This is a genomic window from Rhodococcus sp. As11, from assembly GCF_048957735.1.
In the GTDB taxonomy this organism is placed as follows: Bacteria; Actinomycetota; Actinomycetes; order Mycobacteriales; family Mycobacteriaceae; genus Rhodococcus; species Rhodococcus gordoniae.
The window spans coordinates 87,537-111,280 of the sequence record NZ_JARDJE010000015.1; the positions used below are offsets into that span (position 1 = coordinate 87,537).

Consider the following 23,744-nt stretch of genomic DNA (forward strand, 5'->3'; position numbering starts at 1 on the left):
ACCTATTCGGTGAGGAGGGACGTCATGTCGGTTTCGCTCCCTCTGCGCCTGCACGTACCGGGCAGGGCCACCTCCGCCCCGAGGCGCCCGGCCTCGGGAGCTGCGGAGAAGCGACGCGACCTGGGGCACCTCGTCTTCCCGGTCCTCGCGGTGGGAGCCGTCTTCCAGGCCATCATGCAGACCGTCATGGTGCCCCTCCTGCCGAGCATGCCGGGCTTCACCGGCGCCGGACCCACCGCGGTGTCGTGGCTGGTGACGAGCACACTGCTGGTCGGTGCGGTGATGACGCCCATCTTCGGGCGCCTCGCCGACATGATCGGCAAGAAGCGCATGCTGCTCGTCGCGTTCTCGCTCATGACCATCGGCTCGCTGATCTGCGCGCTGACCTCGGACATCGGACTGCTCATCCTCGCCCGCGGCCTGCAGGGTGCCGGCGCAGCCGTACTGCCCATCGGCATGGCGATCCTCCGGGAAGTCATGCCCCGCGATCGGGTGGAGCGCTCCATCGCGATCCTCAGCTCCACTCTCGGCATCGGCACCGCGGTCGGCATCCCGTTCGCGGCCGCCATCGTCCAGTTCGCCGACTGGCACCTGCTCTTCTGGATCACCGCCGCCATCGGGGCCGGTGTGGCCCTCGCGGCGTGGATCGTCATCCCGGAGTCGAGCAGCCGCACCGGAGGCCGTTTCGACGCAGTGGGCGCCGCCGGCCTGTCCGCCGCCCTCGTGTGCCTGCTCGTGCCCATCACCCAAGGCAGCACATGGGGCTGGACGAGTCCTGCCGTGCTGCTCTCGTTCGCCGCGGCGGTACTGCTGTTCGTGCTGTGGGGCGCGCAGCAGTTACGCAACCGCAACCCGCTCGTCGACCTCCGCGTCTCGGCCCGCCGCTCCGTCCTCGCGCCGCACCTGTCGGCGCTGCTCGTCGGGTTCGCCTTCTACGGCAACACCCTCATCACCACCCAGCTGCTGCAGGCGTCGTCCGCGCACGGAGCCGGATACGACCTGACCATCCTCCAGGCGGCGGCATGCCAGCTCGCCGCAAGCTTCGCGATGATGATCTTCGCGATCGTGGCCTCCCGGATCACCGAGCGTTTCGGGCCCAAGATCACGATCATGACGGGAGCGGTCTTCCTGCTCGCCGGCTACAGCGTCCACGCGGTGCCCGGAAAACCGCTGTGGGTCGTGGTGGCCGCGATCTTCGTCGCGGCCATCGGCACATCGCTCGTGTACTGCACGCTTCCGGTGCTCCTGCTCGGTGCGGTGCCCCTGTCGCAGAACGCGGCGGCGAACGGCGTCAACGTCCTGCTCCGCACCGTGGGCAGCACCGTGTGCAGCGCGGTGGTCGCGTCGGTGCTCGCGGCCCACACCGTCGGCGGTGGGCTCGGCATCGGCACCGCGGGCTTCGTGATCGCTTATCTCGTGTGCGCCGGCTGCGCCGTGGTGGTCTTCGTCTCGGGTTTCGCGCTCCCCTCGAAGCAGTCCCTGCGTTCCGTCACGACTTGAGTCGCTCCGGCTTCCTCCGCGACGGTTACGGCCCCGTACCCCGGTCGCGAAACCGGAATGCGGGGCCGACCCTCCTGTCCCCAGGTCTCGGTATCCGACCGGATCGAGTGTTCGACCGGATTCAGTGCTCGACGCCGAGGTCGCTCGGGCGGTAGCCGAGGGGGTAGCCCGGATACGTCCGGTTCGCGGCATTACCTGCCGACAGCGACACACGTCGCTTCGGCAGTCGCCGTACGAATGCCGACCGTGCCCGCAGTGCGCCCTCGGCGATCTCCGTCAGCTGTGGCGAGCTCTGGGGGAAACCGAAAGCCGACGCCATGCGGTCGTCGATCAGCGCGAAGACGACCTTCTCGATGCCCTTGTTCAGCACCTTCGGGTACCACGACTGGAACAGGCGCAGCGTGTACGTGCCGATGGCGTGATTGTCGTCGCTGTAGGTGAACTTCTCGCGTTCGTACTCGAGCTTGAACCGGTGGAACTCCTGGAACGACTCCGGGATGTCCTTGATGCCCATCCGGATGCCCACCTGGCGGTAGAAGTAGAACGACGCCAGCCGCTCCTTCGGATGGAGACGACGCCACCCGTAACGGTCGATCCAGTCGAGCGGGTCGTACACGAAGGTCGACAGCACGTACAACATGTCGTCGTTGTCGATCGAGTACTTGCCGTGCATCCGGTTGATGTTGCGCAGCGACTCGCGTCCCCGCTCGGCGTCGTAACCGTGCTCGACCAGCTCGGCCATGAGCAGCGCCGTGTCGTCGTACCGCTTCTGCGGCCGTTTCTCGAACTCGCCGGTGCGGGCGAGCAGCTCCGAGATGCTCGGCACGCAGTACGTGCGGAACAGGGCGAACTCCAGCGACCGCTGGTAGTCCCACGGGAACTCGTAGCCGGCGGTGATCCGCACGATGTCCTGGTGGTGGGTGACCGGATCGAGTCCGTCGATCACCTCGACCCAGCCCCTCCGTCCACGTTTGGGGCGCGGATCCCTGTTCGGAGGCGGGAACGTACCGGCCTTCTCGACGCGTGCCTCGGGATGTGCGACGACGGCGGCCTTCCGGCTTCGAGTGCGCGGGGGAGTGGTCGTCATCGGCTCACCTTCCGTGCATGTACTCGAGCATGATCTTCGCGATCTTCAGGTGGCGCTCCGGGCGTTCGAGGCTCATGAGCTCGAGCGGCGAGCCGAACCTCGCCACCGTGACGGACTTGGGACGGCTGAACTCACGCAGGCCGTCGGCGCCGTGGATGCGGCCGAAGCCGGACTCGCCGATGCCGCCGAAGGGCAGCGACGCGATGGCGGCGAAACCGAGAACCGAGTTGACCGACACCATGCCGTTGCGCAGGCGCTCGGCGAGCCGGCGGCCCTTCTTCTTGTCGCGCGTGAAGATCGACGCTCCGAGACCGTAGTTCGTGCCGTTGGCGCGTTCGACGGCCTCGTCGAGATCGCGGACCCTGTTGACGACGACCGTCGGACCGAAGGTTTCCTCGCGTACCGCGGCCGAGGTCTCGGGCACGTCGGTGAGGATGACGGGTTCGACGATGCGCTCCTGCACCGACTCGAGTCCGCCGAGGACGGCCTTGCCGCCGGACGACAGAGCGTCCTGGATGTGGCTGCGGACGATGTCGACCTGGCGGGGAAGCGTCATGGGGCCGTAGGTCGAGTTCTCGTCGCCGCCCGGCTTCGCGCGTTCGACGGTGGCAGTGAGCTTGTCGAGGAACTCGCGGTAGACGGGCTCCTCGACGTAGATGCGCTCGACACCCGCACAGGTCTGGCCGGCATTGCCGAAGGCACCGAACGCCGCGAACTCGACGGCCTCGTCGATGTTCGCATCGGCTGCGACGATCATCGCGTCCTTGCCGCCGCACTCGGCGACGAGCGGGGTGAGCGATTCGGCGCACACCGCCATGACCTTGCGGGCGGTGGGGCCGGAACCGGTGAACGCGACCTTGTCGACACCCGAACGCACGAGCGCCGAACCCGTCTCACCGAGACCGGTGATCACCTGGAAGACGGGCTGAGTGGGAGCGATCGAGTTCCACTTGTCCTCGAGCCACTTCGCGACGCCGGGGGTGAGCTCGCTCGGCTTGAACACGACGGCGTTACCGGCGGCCAGCGAGTAGGCGATCGAACCCATGGGCGTGTACACCGGGTAGTTCCACGGACCGATCACGCCGATGACACCGAGCGGCTTGTACTCGAGGGTCGCGGCCTGATTGAAGGCGGCGAGCCCCGAGGGCACCTTGCGCGGCTTCAGAACCTTCTTCGCGTTCCTGGCCGCCCAGTCGAGGTGCTCGACCGCGAGCATCACTTCGAGGAAGGCATCGCCGAAGGGCTTGCCGGTCTCCTTCGACACCGTCGATGCGAGCGAGGATGCATCGGATGCGACGGCCTTCTTGAACTCGAGGAGCCAGTCGCGACGGCCGCGGAAGTCCTGCGCCTCCCACCAGCGGGCGGCGACACGGGCGCGTTCGACGGCCGCACCCACGGCGGCTTCGTCGGCGATCGGGTACTCGGCGATCACCTCGCCGTTCCGGGGATCGAGGCTCGCGAAGGTGTCGGTGCTCGCCGTCGTGGATGCCGAGTCCGAGGTGGCCACGGCCCTCTTCGGATCGGTGAGGTTCTGGGTCATATTCGACACTTCCTGGTGGACCACATCACATATATTTGATGTGATAACTGTAGTGGACATCACACTAAGCGTTCGCGGGCCGATTGGACAACCCCCGTGCGCAGTTGTCCGGATTGCTACAGGAGACACGATGGCGGCACCGACACGCAGCCCCGGGATCGAGACGGATCACGCTGCGGCATCCCGACGTTCGGAGGGGCGCGTGCGGCGCCGTCCGCAACTTTCCGACGAGGTGGCCGGCCACCTCCGCGGATCGATCATGTCGGGCGTCCTGCGCCCGGGCGACTTCATCCGGCTCGACGAGACCGCCGTCGAACTGGGCGTCAGCGTCACTCCCGTGCGGGAGGCGTTGCTGACGCTGCGAGGTGAGGGGATGGTCGAGTCCGCCCCGAATCGCGGATACCGGGTCTCGCCGCTCACCCGCGGCGACATCGACGACATCTTCTGGCTGCAGGGGCAGATCGCCGTCGAGCTCGCCCTCCGCGCGGTCGACCGCGCCACGCCGGCCGATCTCGAACGTCTGACCGAGCTGAACGAGCGCCTGCGCATGCTCGTCGTCCTTCCGGACGGGGTGACACCCGACATCGAACGGATCGCCGACGCGGAGTTCGACTTCCATCGGGAACTCAACCGCATCGCCGACAGCCCGAAGCTCGCGTGGTTCCTCAACGCCGCTGCTCGCACGATTCCGTACCGCCTCTACGCACGTGACGCCGAGTGGGGGAGGCTCGCCGTCCGATCGCACATCACGTTGATCGAGGCGCTCACCGCGCAGGACCACAGCGAGGTGATCACGCAGACGCTCGTGCAGTTCGAGGATGCGGCCGCGCGTCTGGTCGCGCACCGCGAGCGAGCAGGGGTCGATTCGCCTTCCGGATAGGCATCCGCCCATCCGGGTACGGATGGGCGCAATCGTATGACGGTGCCGCACTGGTACTTTCACCATCAGGAGACCTCCGATGACGACCCACGCCGACGAGCGCGTCCCCGCCGGGAAATCCGTGACGGCCCCTGCGCCGCTCCCGGCCGCCACCGTCGATCTGGCCGACTTCGTCGGTGAGTCGATGCTCCTGCTCGGGGCCGGCGCGACGGTCCTGCTGCAGTTGGCATCGCGCGGAGTCGGGCACGGCGTCGCCGACCACAGCAGCACCCTGCAGCGGCCTCTCGACCGGCTGCGCACCACGATGACCTACGTCTACGCGGTCACCCTCGGGACTCCCGAGGAGAAGAAGCAGATCGTGCGGATGGTCGACAAGGCGCACGTCCCGGTGCGTTCGGAGACCTACAACGCCTTCGATCCCGAACTCCAGTTGTGGGTCGCCGCAACGCTGTACCGCAACGGCATCGATATGTACCAGCGGATGTTCGGCCCTCTCGCCGAGGCCGACATCGAACGCATCTACCGCCAGTCCGCGGTCTACGGCACTGCCCTGCAGGTCGAGGACGACATGTGGCCGAAGACGCGGAAGGAGTTCGACAAGTACTGGGACGAGATGATCGCGACCTTCGAGGTCGACGCGGAGGTGCGTTCGTTCACCCGCAATCTGCTCACCGGTGGTGACGCCCCGCTTCCCGTCCGCGCGCTCATGCCGCTGCAGCGCTTCATGACGATCGGGCTGCTCCCGCAACGTATGCGTGACGAGTTCGCGCTGCCGTGGAGTCCGCGCGACCAGCGTCGGTTCGATCTGTTCTGGAAGGTGGTCCCGCCCATCTATCGTGCGGTGCCCGAGCCGATCCGTCAGCTCTCGGCCACCTGTTACCTGCACGACATGCGCCGCCGGATGAAGGCGCACGGACAGGTCATCCGACAGGCTCCCACAGCGCATCGAGTTCGCGAGGACCGATACGGTGCGGATGCCGGGCGGCTCAGGTCTCGGGCGGGCGGGTGCCGCCGGGTGCGGCAGCGAGCGTCTTCGATGCGGTCCCGTTCGTGCCCGCATCGGCCTTCCGCGGAATGGTGAAGGTCGCAGCGACACAAGCGATTGCGACGACGAAGCACGCCGCGGTGTACCACAGGCTGCCGATCGGGTCGCCCGCCTCGGTGACCCCGTCGACGGCCGAGAACCAGTCGGGCAGCGCGCCGATCCACAGCACGGCCATCACGGCGAGATACGCGACGGCGTACCAGCGGACGAGGTCGTTCGAACAGGGGCGATCGGCGGGTGTGCTCCGTAGCCGGGACCATTGGCGCGAGAGCACGTAGATCGCCACGATCGACAGGATCACGAGTTCGGCGGCGTAGATCGCCGCCCGCACCGTCGTGCTGCCCATGCCGATCACGGTCGCCGGCGCCGGGAGGATCACGACGCCCACGGACGCGACAAGTCCGACAGTGATCGTGCGCCAGGTCAGTTCGAGTCCACCGAAGGTGCGACCGGCGTCGATGTGCCGGCCGACGAAGAACTGCGCGCAGAACGCGAGGGACATCGGCCACAGGGCGGCGAAGACCACCACACTGGGAAGCGGCACCGAGTCGAAGAAGGGCTGGTTGATCGGATTGTCGAGCGACCACTCCCACCACCGCAGCTGCGGACCGAGATGGTCGAAGATCTCGTAGAAGGCGTGGTGGACGAAACCTGCACAAACCGCCCCGACGAGGGTGCCGTACTGCCGGAACACCCCGAGCATGCGGACGATCTCGAACGCGATCGTCGCCATCATCGGATAGATGGCGATGATGTAGAGCGGCAGGCGCCCCCACAGGAACTCGACGGTGAACACGTTGTGCGCGAACATCGTATCGAGGTACTCCTCGACGCCGAATACGTCGGGGAAGTACAGCAGTGGTTCGATGATGAACAGGAACGCGAGCGTGCCGAGCCAGACGACGAGGTTCGTGGCGTCACCGGTGCGCCGCAGCCGGACGATCGCGTACACCAGCATCAGCACGGCGCCGAGCACGATGGTCGCCTCGAGGACGGGCAGCGTCCAGTTCTCCGACGCGAACGGACTGCGCAGTTCGAAGATCCCACCGGCTTCGTCGCACGAGAATCCGAGGCGGGCCGAAAGGTCCTCGAAGGTGGGCGAGCACAGGTCGGACATCAATCGTTCCTTCCGCCGGCGGTGTCCGCCGTGTACCAGTGCGAGACGTCGTAACCTTCGTCGAATCGCCGGAACCACACGTCGGCGAGGGCCGGCAGCTTCTCGTGGTCGGGATTGTGTTTGGGCATCTGGCTGCGGATGATGCCCATCAGCGAGACGAGTTGTTCGCCGAGCGGCAGGACGTCGAACGCGCGCGGCATGGGGCCGTGATCCTCGTACTGCAGGAACGGCAACCTCCGTCGCAGGTTCTGCTTACGGCGGTACGAGGCGAACATCGACATCGCGTCGATCTTCCGTTCCTGCAGGGGCACGTGCTTGTTGAAACCCTCGCACGCGATGGCGATGACGTCGAGCACGTGCTTGAACACCGACGGTGCCTGCCGCATGCGGTACAGATCGCTGCCGACCACCGCGTCGAAGATGACGAGCGCCGAGCTGCGGTGCTCGATCTCCTCGACGAAATGCCAGATGAACAACGAGGCGACCCGGTCGTCGCCGGGGCGGAAGAGCGCTGCGTCGTTGTCGAGCATGAGCTTGAAGACGGGCGTGAAGGTCGCCTCGAGGTCGGCGGTGTACGCGAGCCGGTATTCGGCGGAGGTCTCGGCGGTGAGCGTGTCGAAGGCACCGATGACGTCGTCGAGGGTCTCCTGCAGGCCGTGATAACTCTTGATCAGGCCCTTCACGTGCTGCCGGTGAGCGGTCGAATGCTGGCCCTCCTGGTACATGAAGGCATCGGCCTCTTCGCGGACGCCGGGATCGGTGATGCGCGGAGTGATCTCGCGGATCATGTTCACGATCATCTTCTCGAAGCCGATCGCGAGGAACGAGACCGCGTTGGCCATGCTCGAGAAAGCGGGATTCTCCTCGTTCCACAGGAACGGCACGTCGTAATCCGCGAATGCGAAACGCATCTTGCGGACCTGCAGGTTCGTCATGGGGCGGTACCTCGTCTCGTCGACACCGGACTGGTGGGGGACACCGTTGGGAAGGATCCCGGAAGAGCCGGGAGACCCCGGTCGGCGTGAACATACACGACTGGCGCAATCTGTATGATAGGTGTCCCATTCGCTCGAGGGGGAGCGTTTCGGACCACCTCCGCAGAGGACGAGCGTGTTACCGTCGGGCCTTCTCCAGGCGACGGTTCGAGGAAGCGCGAAGTGGCACGCAGACGTGGGTGGGGTGGGAGTCCTCCCGCCGACGACGACGAGGCGTCGCAGCGGATCGTCGCTGCTGCCGTCGACCTGATCGACCGGACCGGCGCGGAGATCAGCATCGCCGACGTGGCCCAGTCCCTCGGGGTGATCCGCCAGACGGTCTACCGCTACTTCCCGAGCGCCGACGCGCTGATGCGCGCGGCCGCCATCGCTTCGGTCGAAGGATTTCTGGACCGACTCACCCGGCAGGTCGCGGGACTCGACGATCCGGTCGAGGCCATGACCGAGGGTGTGGTCTACACACTCGCGGAGGTGCGTCGCACCCCGCATCTCGGCATCCTGTTGTCGAGCACCTATTCGAACCCGCACCCCGAGGCGCTGGCCTCGGAGGAGGCGTGGATGTTCGGCATGGCGATGATCACGCGATTCGATGTGGACTGGAAGAGCTACGGCTACGACGACGACTCCCTCGCCGAACTGGTCGAGTACGTGCTGCGCACCATGCAGTCGTTCTTCGTCTCGCCGGGAACCCCGCCGCGCTCCGACGACGACCTGCGTCGCTATCTGCGCCGCTGGATGGGAACGGCGATCCTCGCCCAGCGGGAGTGGGGACCGAAGGATCCGACGCCGGGGGCCGCGAGGAGCGACCACTCTCCCGTAGAGTCCGGTTCGTGACGAACGAGGAGCAGATCAGGCGCGCCGATCGTACGCGCGACGGCGACCCGCAGAACGTTCCCCGTCCGGCGGACGGTGAAGCCGACCGCATGGTGGTGGAGACGACCTGGGGCGAGGTGCAGCCACTGCAGGTGGCGACGGGCGTGACGACCGTGGGGGAGCTCGAGGTGATCGAGTTGCTCGGCCGGGGTGCCGTACTCGTCGACACGCGTGTGCCCGATTCCCGGAGCGGGGTGACTCTCCCCGGCGCCGTGAACATGCCGCACGACGACATCGTCGCGCGGAAGGGAGAGCTCGATACCGCCCGGACGACGATCGTCTTCTGCAACGGTCCCCAGTGTCCTCAGTCGCCCGATGCGATCCGGAAGCTGATCGAGGCGGGATATCCCGCGTCCGCGCTCGCCTACTACCGCGGGGGCCTGCACGATTGGGCGACGCTGGGATACCCCCTCGCTCCGGTCTGACCGGCAGCACGAAAAAGCTTGCATTCGAGCTGTGACGTAGCTAACATCGAAGGTGCGAATCGAGCTTATGAGACGTCCGCGGACGACAGAGAGAAGCTCGTGAAGCAGAGATCCGGCCCGGAGAACGCGTCAAGCGAATCACCGGGCCGAACCCCTGTCCGGGGGTGGATTCGCAGACACATGTCGGTCGGTGCCGATCGCCACGACTGCAAGGGGGCCCGGATGGAGGAGCGCATCACCACCGTCGAGAGGGACGGACTCCGGTTCGACATCCGCGACGACGGACCGCTCGACGGGGAACCCATCGTTCTCCTCCACGGATTCCCGCAGGACTCCCGCTCCTGGGACGCGGTCGCGCCTCACCTGCATGTCGCGGGATATCGCACCTTCGCACCCGACCAGCGTGGCTACTCGCCCGGCGCGCGACCACCCCGGCGTCGCGACTACCTGCTCGAACTGCTTGTCGACGACGTCGTGGCGCTCGTCGAAGCGGTGCCGGGCGGTCGTGCGCACGTCGTCGGGCACGACTGGGGAGCCGCCGTCGCCTGGGTGCTCGCCGCGCACCGCCCCGAACTCGTCCGCACCGTGACGGCGGTGTCCGTTCCGCATCCGGCAGCCTTCCTGCGCTCGTTCGTCACCGGTCCGCAGCTGCTCCGCTCGTGGTACATGCTGGTCTTCCAGCTGCCCTGGATCCCCGAGATCCTGTTGGGCGAGGAAACGGTCGCGCGCCGGATGCTCAGCGGTACCGGCCAGCCGTCCGCCGCGACCGACCGCGATGTCGCGCGTCTGAAGGACCGGGCTGCGGTGCGGGCCGGCGTGAACTGGTATCGGGCTGTGCCACTGTCGAATCCGAAATGGTCTTTCGCGAAGGTCACCGTGCCCACGCTCATGGTATGGAGCGACAAGGACTCGGCGATCGGACCCGGCGGGGTCGAGGCGACGGCCCGCTACGTGACCGGACCGTATCGACGGGAAACCCTTGTCGGCACGAGTCACTGGATCCCGGACGAGGAACCGGAGAAACTCGCACGGCTGGTCCTCGAACACGTCGCCGCGCACGGCTGAGCGCTCAGGAGCGCAACCGTTCCTGCCGCAGCAGATCGACCTCGGGGAGGTCCAGCGGCGGCAGGGAGTCCACGCCCAGAGCGCGCATGAGGAGGTGATCGGCGAGCTCGGGGTTGCGGGCGAGTACGGGACCGTGCAGATACGTGCCGATCACCGAGCCCTGCACGGCACCTTCGAGTCCGTCGCCCACGCCGTTGCCGACACCGCGGTCGACGCGGCCGAGCCCGATGGCATCGGAGCCGAGAGTCGTTCCACCGCGGTGGTTCTCGAATCCTGTCAGCGGCTGGGTGAGGCCGGCGAGGGCGGGCCGGATGACGATCTCGCCGATCGCGCGGGTCTGCTGCGGCGAGGTGGTCGCATCGAGGATGCCGACGCCGTCGACACGTTCGCCGGAGGACGTCTCGTACCAGTGGCCGAGCACCTGGATCGCGGCGCAGATCGCGAGCACCGGCGCTCCGCGCTCGGCTGCACGCTGCAGTCCCGGGTAGCGCTGCAGGTGCCGCGTGGCCAGCCGCTGTGCCGCGTCCTCCGCGCCGCCGAGGGTGTAGAGGTCGAGGGACTCGGGGACGGGATCGTTCAATCCGATCTCGACGACCTCGGCGTCGTGACCGCGCATCCGCAGTCGCTGGCGCAGCACCAGGGCGTTGCCGCCGTCGCCGTAGGTGCCCATCACGTCGGGCAGGACGAGTCCGATGCGGACGGTCGACTCAGACATGGGCAGCTCTCCTGGCAATGGCGGTGTTGAGATCGCGGAACGCGGTGTAGTTGGCGAGCACCTCCACACGGCCGGGAGGGCACGAGGCGATGGCCTTCAGCGGATCCGGCACCAGCGTGTGCTCGACCCCCGCATAGGTCAGACGGACCGCGAGATCGGTGCCGCGTTCACCTGCGGCGACGACCTGCACGCCCTCGAAGTGCTCGAACCGCACGTCCCACAACCACGACAGGTCCTCGCCGTCCGGCACCTGACCGTTGACGGCGATGACCAGACCGTCGACGGTCGGATCGATCATCGACAGGGCCTCCTGCCAGCCGGCGGGGTTCTTCGCGAGAAGCATGTGCACCGAATGCGGCCCGACCTGCACCGTCTTGTAGCGGCCGGCGACCTCCTCCACGACCGCTGCGGCCGCGACGGCCTTCTCCGGATCGGCGCCGAGGGCCACGGCGGCCGCAACCGCCTGGGCGGCGTTCCCGCGGTTCGCGCGGCCGGGGAGGGTGAGCTTCAGCGGGAGGACGAGACCGTCGGGTCCGTGGAGGTTCTCGTCGTCGACCCACCAGTCGGGTGTCGGGCGCGCGAAATCGGAGCCCGTGCTGTACCAGTGGTCGCCTTCACGGACGATCGGTTCGCCCGAGCGCGGGCAGCTCACCGAGTCGTTGGCCCAGCCGGCTCCGGCGGCGACCCACACGACGTTCGGGTTGTCGTAGGCGGCGGACGTGACGAGCACGTCGTCGCAGTTCGCGACGATCACGGCGTCGGGATGCCGCTTCAGGCCCTCGCGCAGCTTCCGCTCGATCATGTTGATCTCACCGACCCGGTCGAGCTGGTCGCGGCTGAGATTGAGCAGCACGATCGCTCTGGGTTCGAGGGAGTCGGCGACGTGCGGGGTGTGGAGCTCGTCGACCTCGATCGCGGCGAGCGGCGCCCGGAGGTCGGTGGCGAGAGCGGCGACGATCCCGGCGTCCATGTTCGCGCCGTCCGCCTGGGTGACGACCGAATCGATCGTCTCGAGAGCGGCGGCCGTCATGCGTGTCGTCGTGGACTTGCCGTTCGTCCCGGTGACGAGCACGGTCTGCCGGCCGTGGCCGAGCTGCTTCATCAGTGCCGGATCGATCTTCAGGGCGACGAGCCCTCCGATCATCGAGCCCTTACCGCGTCCGGCCTTCTGGGACGCCCACGCGGCGGCCCGGGCTGCGCGTAGTGCGAGCCGTCCACGTGCGGTGATTCCTGTGCTGGTTCCCACGTCGGCGAGTGTTCCACAGGCGCGGGAGCGTTGTGTCGCCGGAGGAGCGTCCTGCTCGTCACACTGACGCGGCCACCCTGGGCGGCGAGGGCTCCGACGACGACGATCACACCGCCGATCAGGGACGACGGCGCCGGTCGCTCACCGAGCGTGATCCATGCGACGGTGAAACCTACGACCGGCACCATGAGGGAGAGCGGCGCCACGGTCCCGGCGGGATAGCGCGACAGCAGCGAGGCGTAGATCCCGGTACCGGCGATCGTGCCCGCCAGCACGACGTAGGCGAGTCCGGCCAGTGCCAGGCCCCCGTCCACGGTGGTGACGGCGGTACCGAGGGTGGACCACGCCTGCGGGCCCTCGACGAACCAGGAGACCCCGAAGAACGGGAGCACGGGCACGACGCACATCCACAGCATCAGGCGCATGGGGTCACCGGCGCCGGCCTTGCGGGTCCCGATGTTGCCGACCGCCCACGACAGTCCGGCGAGCAACGCGAGGGTCATGGGTATCAGGCTCGCGTCCGCGGCGCCCTGTCCCACGGCGACGATCACCATGCCGGACACGGCGACCACGAGACCGGCGAGACGGATGCCGTCGAGCCGTTCGCGCAGGAACAGCGCGGCGAGCAGGACCGTGAAGGGCGCTGACGACTGCAGTACGAGGGACGCGAGGCCGGTGGGCAGACCGGCCTCCATCGCCCAGAAGAGGAACGCGAACTGGGCGAAACCGAATCCGGCGCCGTACAGCAGGAGCCAGCGCAGCGGAACAGCGGGTCGCGGCACGAACAGCACCACCGGGACGGCGATGACCGCGAAGCGCAGACCGGCGAAGAAGAACGGAGGGAAGTGGTCGAGACCCATCCTGATCGCGAGGAAGTTGCATCCCCAGGGCACCACAACAGTGAGAGCGAGCAGACGGTCCCGGAACGACATGCATCGATTCTTTGCTCAGGAAACAATCAGATCAAGCGAATGTTTCTGAAGAGATCGTGTAATTTTTCTACATGGATGTCGCGCGCATGCGGATTCTCCGCGAACTCGCCGACCGCGAGACGGTGGCCGCGACCGCTGCGGCCCTGTCGATGACGCCGTCGGCCGTGTCGCAGCAGCTCAAGGTGCTCGGGCGGGAGGCGGGAGTCCCGCTGCTCGAACCGGACGGTCGCCGGCTACGGTTCACCGACGCGGGTCGTGCGCTGGTGGTGCGCGCCGACGAGGTGCTCGACGCCCTCGACCGAGCGACCGACGAGATGGCCGCCTACGCGCGGTCGCCTCGCGGGCGGGTACGCGTGGCGTCGTTCCCCTCGGGGGCGGCGCTCCTGCTCCCGGCCGTGCTCGAAGCAGCCGAAGCGATCGGTGTCGAGCTGGACGTGAGCGACGAGGACGTCCCTGCCTCGGCCGCACCCGCTCTGCTCGCCGACTACGACGTGGTGCTCACCCACCGCGACGAGCGATCGGCGCCGCTGTCGGGACCCCGCCTCCAGGTCGAGACGCTGATGCGTGAACCGATCGATCTCGTCCTGCCGTCCGGGCACCGCCTCGCGTCGCAGGAACGCGTGCGGGTCGACGAACTCGCGGGGGAGAGCTGGATCAGTGTGCGGGGTGGTTTCCCCGTCGACGACGTGCTGCTCTCCGTCGCCGCGGTGACAGAAATACGGCCGCGAGTTGCGCACCGCATCAATGACTTCCGTGTCATCGAAGAGCTCGTGGCGGCGAGTCGCGGGGTGGCGCTGCTGCCCCGGTACTCGGTGCTGCACCCGGCGCTGGTGCGGCTGCCGTTGGCCGGGGTGCGCGCGGCGCGGATCTACGAACTCGTCACCCGTCCGGGCGCGGCGCGACGACCGGCCGTGGGCGCGGTGCTCGACAGCTTCCGTGCCGCCGCGGCGCGGAAGCTGTCGACGTGAGAAACGACGCGATCGTGCGGGTCGGGCGAGCACCCCGGCCTTCAGTGCATCGAACTCGTCCCGGTCGATGACACCGTCGTCGAGCAACTGTCGATGTCCGGATGAACTGCCGGGGTGAAATCCCGGACAACGACGAATGCGGTGACCCCCGAAGGGGCCACCGCATTCCTGTCGGAAGGGTCAGCGGTGCGAACGGTTCACCGCGGAGACCACCGCGCGCAGCGACGCCGTGGTGATCGACGGGGCGATACCCGCGCCCCACACCAGCGTGGTCGTGCCGTCGGGACGCGTGACGTCGGCCTCGACGTATGCGGCGGCGTTGGCGTCGTCGCCGGCGGACATGGCGTGCTCGGCGTAACCGCGGACGGCCACCCGGTAGCCCAACGACTCGAGGGCATCGACGAAGGCCGCCAACGGGCCGTTGCCGGTACCGGAGATCTCCTTCTCCACGCCGTCGACCACGAGCACAGCGGTGATGGTGTCCTCGCCGTCGTCGGTCTCGGCTGCGGTGACCTTCTGCCGGATGCGTTCGAGCGGCGTGACCGGAGCCAGGTACTCCTCGTGGAAGATGTCCCACATCTCCTTGGGACTGACCTCGCCACCTTCGCCGTCGGTGACCTTCTGCACGGCCTGCGAGAACTCGATCTGCAGACGTCGCGGCAGGTTCAGGCCGTGGTCCTGCTTCATGATGTACGCGATGCCGCCCTTGCCGGACTGCGAGTTCACGCGGATCACGGCCTCGTAGGTACGGCCGACATCCTTCGGGTCGATGGGCAGATACGGCACGGCCCAGGTGTGGTCGTCGACGTCGACGCCGGCGGCCTCCGCGTCGACCTTCATCGCGTCCATACCCTTGTTGATCGCGTCCTGATGGCTGCCGGAGAAGGCGGTGTAGACCAGGTCGCCGCCGTAGGGATGGCGCTCGGGGACGGGCAGCTGGTTGCAGTACTCGACGGTGCGGCGGATCTCGTCGATGTTCGAGAAATCGATCTGCGGGTCGATGCCGCGGCTGAACATGTTCATGCCCAGGGTCACCAGGCACACGTTGCCGGTGCGCTCACCGTTGCCGAACAGGCAGCCCTCGATACGGTCGGCGCCGGCCTGGTAACCCAGTTCGGCCGCCGCGACACCGGTGCCGCGGTCGTTGTGCGGGTGCAGCGACAGGATGATCGAATCGCGCTTCGCCAGGTTGCGGTGCATCCACTCGATCGAATCGGCATACACATCGGGCGTGGCCATCTCGACCGTTGCCGGCAGGTTGATGATGACCGGGTTCTCCGGGGTCGCGCCGAGGGTCTCGACGACCGCGTCGCAGACCTCCTTGGCGTACGACAGTTCGGTTCCCGTGTAGGACTCGGGGGAGTACTCCCAGCGCCAGTTCGTGTCGGGGTGGTTCTTCGCCTCCTCGAGCACCAGTTCGGCCGCGTCGGTGGCGATCTTCTTCACCGTCTCCTTGTCGGCCCGGAACACCACGCGCCGCTGCAGGATCGACGTCGAGTTGTAGAAGTGCACGATCACGTTCTGTGCCCCGGCGCAGGCCTCGAAGGTGCGCTTGATCAGTTCGGGACGGGACTGCGTCAGGACCTGGATGGTGACGTCGTCGGGAATCGCGCCGTCTTCGATGATCTCGCGGACGAAGTCGAAGTCGGTCTGGCTCGCGGACGGGAAACCGACCTCGATCTCCTTGTACCCCATGCGCACGAGCAGATCGAACATGCGCCGCTTGCGAGCGGGGCTCATCGGGTCGATCAGGGCCTGGTTGCCGTCGCGCAGGTCCACGGCACACCAGGCGGGAGCGCGATCGATGATCTTGTCGGGCCAGGTGCGGTCGGGCAGCGAGACCGGCTCGACCTCCTCGGCGAACGGCCGGTACCGGTAGGCCGGCATCGACGAGTTCTTCTGCTTGTTCCACGACGGCTGGTCGGCCGGGCCCGGCTTGCTCGGCGGCGTGATGGTGCGCGAGCCGGAGGTGAAAGCGTCGGCGGGTGACATGACGTAACTCCAAAGAGAAAAAGGGACCTGTAGGCCCAGATCGAATATCGACCGGCGCGTCGAAACCCCGCGACGGGAAGCCGGTCTGGTCAGATCCCGCCGCGGCGGCCGAGGAGAAGCACGCGCTGCATGTGGAGAAGTGTATCGCGACATCCCCCACAGCACCCAAGTGGCACCGCCCACACCCGACCGGATCGCCGGCTCGTGACCCGATCGATACACACTCGCCGGACATGACGGGTGATCGGCGAGTCGATGGGATCGTGCCCCGTTCATCCATCCCCGGCCCACGGAATCGGACCTGTACTTCGCCGCGTCCCTGTTGCACACGACACTTTCCTGAGACGCCCCGGGGCGACGAAAGGCACGGTCGGTAAGCTGGGCCACTGGACTTGTTCCCGAAACTCGGAGGTTGGCCAGCGTGGCACTCGTCGTCCAGAAGTACGGAGGATCCTCGGTCGCGACGGCCGAGCGGATCCGGCGCGTCGCTGAAAGGATCGTCGAGACCAAGAAGGCGGGCAACGACGTCGTGGTCGTCGTCTCGGCCATGGGAGACACGACCGACGAACTCCTCGATCTCGCGCAGCAGGTATGCCCGGTCCCGCCGGCCCGCGAGATGGACATGCTCCTCACCTCCGGTGAGCGCATCTCCAACGCCCTCGTCGCGATGGCGATCCACTCGCTCGGCGCCGAGGCCCGGTCGTTCACCGGTTCGCAGGCGGGCGTGATCACCACGGGCAGCCACGGCAAGGCGAAGATCATCGACGTCACCCCCGGCCGTGTGCGCACCGCCCTCGACGAGGGCAGCATCGTGCTCGTCGCCGGCTTCCAGGGTGTGAGCCAGGACAGCAAGGACATCACGACTCTCGGTCGTGGCGGTTCGGACACCACCGCCGTCGCACTCGCCGCCGCGTTGAAGGCCGACGTCTGCGAGATCTACACCGACGTCGACGGCGTGTTCACCGCGGACCCGCGCATCGTCAAGGACGCTCAGCGACTCGAGAAGGTCTCGTTCGAGGAGATGCTCGAGCTCGCCGCGTGCGGCGCGAAGGTTCTCATGCTGCGGTGCGTGGAGTACGCCCGCCGCTACAACGTGCCCGTGCACGTTCGTTCGTCGTACACCACCAAGCCCGGCACCATCGTGTCCGGATCGATGGAGGACATTCCTGTGGAAGAGGCCCTGATCACCGGCGTTGCGCACGATCGCAGCGAAGCCAAGATCACCGTCGTCGGAATCCCCGACACTCCCGGTTACGCCGCCAAGGTGTTCCGTGCCGTCGCCGACGCCGAGATCAACATCGACATGGTGCTGCAGAACATCTCGAAGGTGGAGACCGGCAAGACCGACATCACCTTCACCTGCCCGAAGAGCGACGGGCCGCGTGCGGTCGAACTGCTCACCAAGCAGCAGAGCGATATCGGCTTCACCCAGGTCCTCTTCGACGACCACATCGGTAAGGTCTCCCTCGTGGGTGCCGGTATGAAGAGCCATCCCGGTGTCACGGCCAAGTTCTGCGAGGCTCTCGCCGGCTCCGGTATCAACATCGACCTGATCTCGACCTCGGAGATCCGCATCTCCGTGCTGGTCGACGACAACGAACTCGACGACGCCGTGCGCGCGCTGCACGCGGCATTCGAGCTCGGCGGCGACGAAGAAGCCGTCGTGCACGCAGGAACGGGGCGGTAACGATGACCACCGATCACGCGAGCCGGGCGACGGGGACGACCGTCGCAGTCGTAGGTGCCACCGGTCAGGTCGGCATCGTCATGCGCACTCTGCTCGAGGAGCGCAACTTCCCCGCCGACACGGTGCGGTTCTTCGCGTCGGCCCGCTCGGCCGGCAAGAAGCTGCCGTTCCGCGGTGAGGAGATCGTCGTCGAGGACGTCGCCGCGACCTCCGACGAGGATCTGAAGGGCATCGACATCGCGCTGTTCTCGGCCGGTGGCACCCTTTCCAAGGAACAGGCGCCGCGGTTCGCGGCGGCCGGTGCGATCGTCGTCGACAACTCGTCGGCGTGGCGCAAGGATCCCGAGGTCCCGCTCGTGGTGAGCGAGGTCAACCCGGAGCAGGTGAAGAACCCCCCGAAGGGCATCATCGCCAACCCGAACTGCACCACCATGGCTGCGATGCCGGTGCTCAAGGCGCTGCACGACGAGGCCGGGCTCCAGCGCCTGATCGTGTCGAGCTACCAGGCCGTCTCCGGTAGCGGCCTGGCAGGCGTCGAGGAACTCGTCGGCCAGGTGCGTGCCGTCGCCGACGAGGCCGACAAGCTCGTCCATGCGGGCGACGCGGTCGACTTCCCGGCCCCGAAAAACTACGTCGCCCCCATCGCGTTCAACGTGGTGCCGCTCGCGGGTTCGATCGTCGACGACGGATCCGGTGAGACGGACGAGGACCAGAAGCTGCGCAACGAGTCGCGCAAGATCCTCGGTCTGCCCGACCTGCTCGTGTCGGGCACGTGCGTACGTGTTCCCGTCGTGACCGGTCACTCGCTGTCGATCAATGCCGAGTTCGAGCGGCCGCTGTCGGTCGAACGTGCGCAGGAACTGCTCGCGAACGCGCCGGGCGTCCGACTCGTGGACGTGCCCACCCCGCTCGCGGCAGCGGGTGACGACGTCTCGCTCGTGGGTCGTATCCGCCAGGACCCGGGTGTTCCGGAGGGGCGCGGTCTCGCGCTCTTCGTCTCGGGCGACAATCTGCGCAAGGGTGCTGCTCTGAACACGATCCAGATCGCGGAGCTGCTCGTCTAGCGATCTTCCGAGCTTCTCGGCGGAGCGGGCGGACCTCTTCCGGGTCCGCCCGCTCCGTCGTTTTTCGGGTGACCTGCACTCCGGACGTTATTTACAAGCAGTCTGGACTGTTTGTTGTTTTCCCATTACGCTTCGGAGCGTGATCGAGGACACTGCGCCGAACGGTAGTCGGACCCAGGCGGAACGCACAGCCGCGACGCGAGGCAAGCTGCTCGACGCTGCGGTCGACTCGCTCGTCGAACACGGTTACTCGGGCACCAGCACCCAGGGCATCGCCAAACGTGCCGGAGTCTCGCGAGGCGCCCAGCTCCACCACTTCCCGACGAAGGAGAGTCTCGTCGTCGCGGCGGTCGGACACCTCGTCGACAAGCGACTGCGGGAGATCCTCGAGACGCGGCCCGACCCGGAGCACGGCTTCGAGGCCCTCATGGATGCCTTCTCCGGGCCGCTCTTCGCCGCGGCGCTCGAACTGTGGGTCGCGGCACGGACCGATCCCTCCCTGCACGAGGCCATGATCCCGCTCGAGCGCAAGGTCTCCGACGCTCTTCGCACCGGATGCCTCCAGATCATGGGCGACCGGGTCTCGCCCGACCACATCGACCTCAGCATCGAAATCGCCCGAGGCTTCGCCGTCTCGGCCCTGATGCGTACCCCCGAATCCGATCGAGAATTCCGGGAGCGCCTGCTCCCGGTCTGGAAGGCGCTGGTGATGAAATGAGTCTCGCACTGCTTCCCGATCACGTGCACACGCTCGTCGTCGGCGCGGGCTTCGGCGGTATCGGTATGGCCGCAACGCTGTTGCGCGAGAACCTCGATGCCGACGTCCTCGTCCTCGAGCGCGGTGACGATGTCGGTGGAACCTGGCGTGTGAACACCTATCCCGGTGCCGCATGCGATGTTCCGAGTGCGCTGTACTCGTTCTCCTTCGCGCCCGAACCCGACTGGTCGCGAGCGCACGGCACCCAGGAGGAGATCTACGCGTACCTCCGCCGCGTCGCCCGTGAGCAGGGTGTGACCGACCGGACGATGTTCGGATGCGAACTGCGTGAGGCGCAGTGGGATGCCGAGCGTGCCGTGTGGCGGATCTCCACCTCCCGCGGCGATCTGACCGCCGACGTGCTCGTCGCCGCGACCGGCACTCTCTCCACGCCCGTCCACCCGAAGGTGCCCGGACTGGACTTGTTCCGCGGCAAGAAGTTCCATTCGGCCGAGTGGGATCACGACCACGACCTCACCGGCGAGCGTGTCGCCGTCATCGGTACGGGAGCCTCGGCCGTCCAGTTCGTGCCGGCCATCGTCGATCGCGTCGAGCACCTCACGCTGTTCCAGCGCACCGCCTCCTGGGTGATGCCCAAGCACGACCACGTCATCGCGCGGGCGGTCCGCACGCTCTACCGGCGTCTCCCCGTCACCCAGAAGATCGTGCGCGCAGGGGTCTACGGGCAGAAGGAGATCTACGTCGTCGGAATGACGAAGCCTTTCGCCCGTAAGTGCTTCCTGCCGCTGTTCGAGGTTCGGGCCCGGCAGGTACTGCGCAGGAGCGTGCGCGATCCCGAACTGCGCAGGCGTCTGACACCGGACTTCGTGATCACCTGCAAGCGGATCCTCCTGTCCAACGACTGGTTCCCCGCCATCACCCGGCCGAATGTGGACGTCGTGTCCTCGGGTCTGGCGGCGGTCACCGAGAACGGTGTCGTCGACGACGACGGCACCGAATACCCCGTCGACACGATCATCTTCGGCACCGGTTTCACGCCGACGGAACCACCTGTCGCGCACCATATCCGTGGGAGCGACGGCCGCACTCTCGCCGAGACGTGGGACGGCAGTCCGTCGGCCTATCTCGGGATCACCGTGCCCGGCTTCCCGAACCTGTTCCTCATGTACGGACCCAACACCAACCTCGGTCACAGCTCGATCGTGTACATGCTCGAATCGCAGGCCGATTACATCTCCGACGCGCTGCGCACGATGGAGCGCCGGGGAATTGCAGCCGTGGAGGTGCGCGACGACGCGGTGCGCCGTTACACCGCCGACCTCGATCCGGCACTGGACGACACGGTCTGGAACCAGGGTGGCTGCAGCAGCTGGTACATCGACGAGAAGGGCCGCAACTCCGTGATGTGGCCGACCTTCACGTGGCAGTACCGGGCGCGGACCAAGCAGTTCGACCCGGAGAGCTACACCGAGCACCGAGCGACGGGAGGGGCGAGCGCATGACCCACTACGACGTCCTCGTCATCGGATCCGGATTCGGCGGCAGCGTTGCAGCACTGCGCGCCACCGAGAAGGGTTACACGGTGGGAGTTCTCGAAGCCGGACGGCGCTTCGAGGACGACGAGCTGCCCGAGACGAGCTGGCGGCTGCGCAAGTACCTGTGGGCGCCCCAGCTGGGGTGCTACGGGGTGCAACGTATGCACCTGCTGCCGAACGTGCTCGTCATGGCCGGTGCGGGTGTGGGCGGTGGGTCGCTGAACTACGCCAACACCCTGTACAAGCCCCCGACGCCCTTCTTCCGCGACCCGCAGTGGGGTCACATCACCGACTGGGAAGCGGAACTGACGCCCTACTACGACCAGGCGGCCCGGATGCTCGGGGTGCGCCCCAACCCCGGCACCACTCCCACCGACGAAGTGATGCGCCAGGTCGCCGAGGAGATGGGTGTGGGCCACACCTACACGACCACTCCGGTCGGTGTGTTCTTCGACGAGCCCGGCAAGACGGTTCCCGACCCGTTCTTCGGCGGAGCGGGCCCCGACCGCACGGGATGCACCGAATGCGGCAGCTGCATGACGGGTTGCCGTGTGGGAGCGAAGAACACGCTCGTCAAGAACTATCTCTACCTCGCCGAGAAGGCCGGTGCGCACATCCACGCACTCACCACGGTGACCCGTGTGGTGCCCCGTCCGGGCGGCGGATACGAGGTCCACACCCGCGGCACAGACGGGATCAGGAAGCAGCGCAAGGTCTTCACGGCCGACCAGGTGGTGGTCGCAGCCGGTACCTACGGTACGGCTCGCCTGCTGCTCGCGAGCCGGGAGACGGGTGATCTTCCGAACCTGTCGCCTGCTCTGGGCACCGTGGTGCGGACCAACTCCGAGGCGGTGCTCGCCGCGACCGCGCAGGATCGTGTCGTCGACTACACGCAGGGCGTGGCCATCACGTCGTCCTTCCATCCCGACGACCACACGCACATCGAGCCGGTGCGGTACGGCAAGGGCAGCAATCTGATCGGCCTGCTCCAGACGCTGCTCGTGGACGGTGGCACCCGTATGCCGCGACTGCTGAGGTTCTTCGGTGTCGCCGCGAAGAATCCCGGTGCCTTCCTCCGCTCGCTGTCGGTGCGGAACTGGTCGGAGCGCACGGTGATCGCCCTGGTCATGCAGACCGACGACAACTCGCTCGAGCTCGCGACGCGCCGCACACCGGTCGGCCGGGGACTGACCGGCAAACCGGGGCCGGGCACCCCGCCCCCCGAGTGGATCCCGGTGGGCCACGAGGCGGTTCGCCGCGTCGCCGACAAGATCGGCGGTGACGCCGGTGGTTCGATCGCCGACCTGTTCGACATCCCGATGACGGCGCATTTTCTCGGCGGCTGTGCGATCGGGGATTCACCGCGTAGCGGCACCGTCGATCCGTATCTGCGCGTCTACGGACACGAGGGGCTGCACGTCGTCGACGGGTCCGCGGTGAGCGCCAACCTCGGCGTGAACCCGTCGCTCACCATCACCGCGCAGGCCGAGCGTGCGATGGCGCTGTGGCCGAACAAGGGGCAGAAGGACAACCGGCCGCCGCTCGGTTCCGCGTACGAACCCGTGCAGCCCGTCCGGCCCGTGCGACCGGCCGTGCCCGTCGATGCTCCGGCGGCGCTGAGGCTCCCGATCACCCCCGTGCGAAAGGAGAGCACCCGTGCTCTGGACAGTGCCTGAGAGCAGGGACGACCGCACCGAGTACCCGGTCTCACCGCCGCCGCCCTGGCCGGCCGCCGTGCGGGCCACCCTGTGGTGGCATCGCAGCACGCCGGAGGCCGCCGAATACGGCCCGACCGGGCCGACACTGCCCGTCACGCTCGCGATGGCGGTCGATTATCTCGACTCGCCGGTCGGACCGTACCGCGAGGTGCTCGCCAGTCCGGTTCTGCGTCGCGGCCTGATCCCGGCGATGGCGGTGCCGTTCATCGCCGTCGATTCCGAGCCGTCGGTGCACGGAGGTCGCGAGCACTGGAAGCTGCCGAAGGTGCTTGCGAAGTTCGACGGAGACGTCCTCGGCGACTTCTCCGCGACCGGCGCGCGGTGGAGTGTCGCCACGTCGACCGTTCCGAAGGGGCCCGAACTGCCGATCGCGGGTGGGCTGACCTTCGCCCAGCCGATTCCCGGTGGTGCGGTCCGACGCGCCACGGCCCGGCTGCGGGGCAGGTTCCGCTATGCGCGGGTCACCGTCGCCGCGGAGGGGCCGACGCTGAGCCGCTGGCTGCGCCCGGGCACCCACCACGGCATCGTCATCACCTCCGGGCGGATGTCGACGGGCCGGTCACGGGTCGTGCACCGGGTGTAGGTCACCGGGTGTCGTGCGTGCGCTGATGGACCTGGTGTTCGGTCCACCGGCGGCCGCAT

Annotated in this window: 21 protein-coding genes; 13 read left to right on the top strand and 8 right to left on the bottom strand. The window is 67.5% G+C overall.

Annotated elements, in window-relative coordinates; genetic code table 11:
- Positions 1–24 precede the first annotated feature (24 nt).
- Positions 25–1,500, top strand: a complete 1,476-nt coding sequence (locus PV766_RS17740; RefSeq protein WP_421097534.1) for an MFS transporter — start codon at positions 25–27, stop codon at positions 1,498–1,500.
- Between the two features lie 121 nt (positions 1,501–1,621).
- Here the strand turns inward: PV766_RS17740 and PV766_RS17745 are convergent, their stop codons facing one another.
- Together PV766_RS17745 and PV766_RS17750 are read right to left on the bottom strand one after the other, a co-directional pair.
- On the bottom strand, positions 1,622–2,587 hold the full coding sequence (locus tag PV766_RS17745) for an oxygenase MpaB family protein (protein WP_129977746.1): 966 nt from the start codon (positions 2,585–2,587) through the stop codon (positions 1,622–1,624).
- 4 nt (positions 2,588–2,591) lie between these two features.
- Positions 2,592–4,127 (bottom strand): aldehyde dehydrogenase family protein, encoded by a 1,536-nt coding sequence (locus PV766_RS17750; protein WP_064062836.1) that lies wholly within the window; start codon positions 4,125–4,127, stop codon positions 2,592–2,594.
- 130 nt (positions 4,128–4,257) lie between these two features.
- On the opposite strand from PV766_RS17750, the gene PV766_RS17755 reads away from it, so the two are divergent.
- Together PV766_RS17755 and PV766_RS17760 are read left to right on the top strand one after the other, a co-directional pair.
- Positions 4,258–5,007, top strand: coding sequence for a GntR family transcriptional regulator (locus PV766_RS17755; RefSeq protein ID WP_064062835.1), 750 nt, complete (start codon positions 4,258–4,260; stop codon positions 5,005–5,007).
- Between the two features lie 79 nt (positions 5,008–5,086).
- The gene (locus PV766_RS17760) at positions 5,087–6,088 is read left to right on the top strand and encodes an oxygenase MpaB family protein (RefSeq protein WP_421097535.1); all 1,002 of its coding nucleotides are present in this window, start codon (positions 5,087–5,089) and stop codon (positions 6,086–6,088) included.
- On the opposite strand, the gene PV766_RS17765 is transcribed toward PV766_RS17760, so the two are convergent.
- The gene (locus tag PV766_RS17765) at positions 5,994–7,169 is read right to left on the bottom strand and encodes a hypothetical protein (RefSeq protein WP_129977745.1); all 1,176 of its coding nucleotides are present in this window, start codon (positions 7,167–7,169) and stop codon (positions 5,994–5,996) included. The two genes, PV766_RS17760 and PV766_RS17765, sit on opposite strands and share 95 nt — an antisense overlap.
- On the bottom strand, positions 7,169–8,104 hold the full coding sequence (locus PV766_RS17770; protein ID WP_421097536.1) for a metal-dependent hydrolase: 936 nt from the start codon (positions 8,102–8,104) through the stop codon (positions 7,169–7,171). Before PV766_RS17770 ends, PV766_RS17765 begins: the two co-directional genes overlap by 1 nt.
- A gap of 222 nt (positions 8,105–8,326) precedes the next feature.
- Between PV766_RS17770 and PV766_RS17775 the strand changes: the two genes are divergently transcribed.
- From PV766_RS17775 to PV766_RS17785, 3 genes are all read left to right on the top strand, one after another.
- Entirely contained in the window at positions 8,327–8,998 is a 672-nt protein-coding gene (locus tag PV766_RS17775) for a TetR/AcrR family transcriptional regulator (RefSeq protein ID WP_064062832.1), read from the top strand.
- Positions 8,995–9,462 carry a rhodanese-like domain-containing protein gene (locus PV766_RS17780; protein WP_129977744.1) on the top strand — a complete coding sequence of 156 codons (468 nt, stop codon included), beginning with the start codon at positions 8,995–8,997 and terminating at the stop codon, positions 9,460–9,462. Before PV766_RS17775 ends, PV766_RS17780 begins: the two co-directional genes overlap by 4 nt.
- 222 nt (positions 9,463–9,684) lie before the next feature.
- Complete coding sequence (locus PV766_RS17785) at positions 9,685–10,527, top strand: alpha/beta fold hydrolase (RefSeq protein WP_421097537.1); 843 nt, start codon at positions 9,685–9,687, stop codon at positions 10,525–10,527.
- A 4-nt stretch (positions 10,528–10,531) separates the two neighbouring features.
- On the opposite strand, the gene PV766_RS17790 is transcribed toward PV766_RS17785, so the two are convergent.
- Genes PV766_RS17790 through PV766_RS17800 form a run of 3 tightly spaced genes read right to left on the bottom strand, consistent with a single transcriptional unit; the run spans position 10,532 to position 13,420 of the window.
- The gene (locus tag PV766_RS17790) at positions 10,532–11,242 is read right to left on the bottom strand and encodes a type 1 glutamine amidotransferase (RefSeq protein ID WP_064062830.1); all 711 of its coding nucleotides are present in this window, start codon (positions 11,240–11,242) and stop codon (positions 10,532–10,534) included.
- Positions 11,235–12,488 (bottom strand): Mur ligase family protein, encoded by a 1,254-nt coding sequence (locus PV766_RS17795; protein ID WP_064062829.1) that lies wholly within the window; start codon positions 12,486–12,488, stop codon positions 11,235–11,237. Before PV766_RS17795 ends, PV766_RS17790 begins: the two co-directional genes overlap by 8 nt.
- On the bottom strand, positions 12,383–13,420 hold the full coding sequence (locus PV766_RS17800) for an EamA family transporter (protein ID WP_421097538.1): 1,038 nt from the start codon (positions 13,418–13,420) through the stop codon (positions 12,383–12,385). The genes PV766_RS17795 and PV766_RS17800 overlap by 106 nt, the downstream gene beginning before the upstream one ends.
- A 71-nt stretch (positions 13,421–13,491) precedes the next feature.
- On the opposite strand from PV766_RS17800, the gene PV766_RS17805 reads away from it, so the two are divergent.
- Complete coding sequence (locus PV766_RS17805; RefSeq protein WP_421097539.1) at positions 13,492–14,388, top strand: LysR family transcriptional regulator; 897 nt, start codon at positions 13,492–13,494, stop codon at positions 14,386–14,388.
- Between the two features lie 180 nt (positions 14,389–14,568).
- Here PV766_RS17805 and leuA read toward each other — a convergent pair whose 3' ends face one another.
- Positions 14,569–16,380: a 2-isopropylmalate synthase gene (gene leuA / locus PV766_RS17810; protein WP_064062826.1), complete on the bottom strand. Its 1,812-nt coding sequence runs from the start codon at positions 16,378–16,380 to the stop codon at positions 14,569–14,571.
- Positions 16,381–16,801: 421 nt separating this feature from the next.
- On the opposite strand from leuA, the gene PV766_RS17815 reads away from it, so the two are divergent.
- The 6 genes from PV766_RS17815 (at position 16,802) to PV766_RS17840 (ending at position 23,685) form a co-directional block, all read left to right on the top strand.
- A complete protein-coding gene (locus PV766_RS17815; protein WP_016932516.1) occupies positions 16,802–18,067 on the top strand; it encodes an aspartate kinase in 1,266 nt (421 codons plus the stop codon).
- Positions 18,068–18,069: 2 nt separating this feature from the next.
- Positions 18,070–19,131, top strand: a complete 1,062-nt coding sequence (locus tag PV766_RS17820; protein ID WP_064062825.1) for an aspartate-semialdehyde dehydrogenase — start codon at positions 18,070–18,072, stop codon at positions 19,129–19,131.
- A gap of 139 nt (positions 19,132–19,270) precedes the next feature.
- The gene (locus tag PV766_RS17825; protein WP_064062824.1) at positions 19,271–19,849 is read left to right on the top strand and encodes a TetR/AcrR family transcriptional regulator; all 579 of its coding nucleotides are present in this window, start codon (positions 19,271–19,273) and stop codon (positions 19,847–19,849) included.
- Positions 19,846–21,351 (top strand): flavin-containing monooxygenase, encoded by a 1,506-nt coding sequence (locus tag PV766_RS17830; RefSeq protein WP_421097540.1) that lies wholly within the window; start codon positions 19,846–19,848, stop codon positions 21,349–21,351. The genes PV766_RS17825 and PV766_RS17830 overlap by 4 nt, the downstream gene beginning before the upstream one ends.
- Positions 21,348–23,060, top strand: a complete 1,713-nt coding sequence (locus PV766_RS17835) for an FAD-dependent oxidoreductase (protein ID WP_421097541.1) — start codon at positions 21,348–21,350, stop codon at positions 23,058–23,060. Before PV766_RS17830 ends, PV766_RS17835 begins: the two co-directional genes overlap by 4 nt.
- Positions 23,053–23,685, top strand: a complete 633-nt coding sequence (locus PV766_RS17840) for an acetoacetate decarboxylase family protein (protein WP_064062897.1) — start codon at positions 23,053–23,055, stop codon at positions 23,683–23,685. Before PV766_RS17835 ends, PV766_RS17840 begins: the two co-directional genes overlap by 8 nt.
- Positions 23,686–23,744 lie beyond the last annotated feature (59 nt).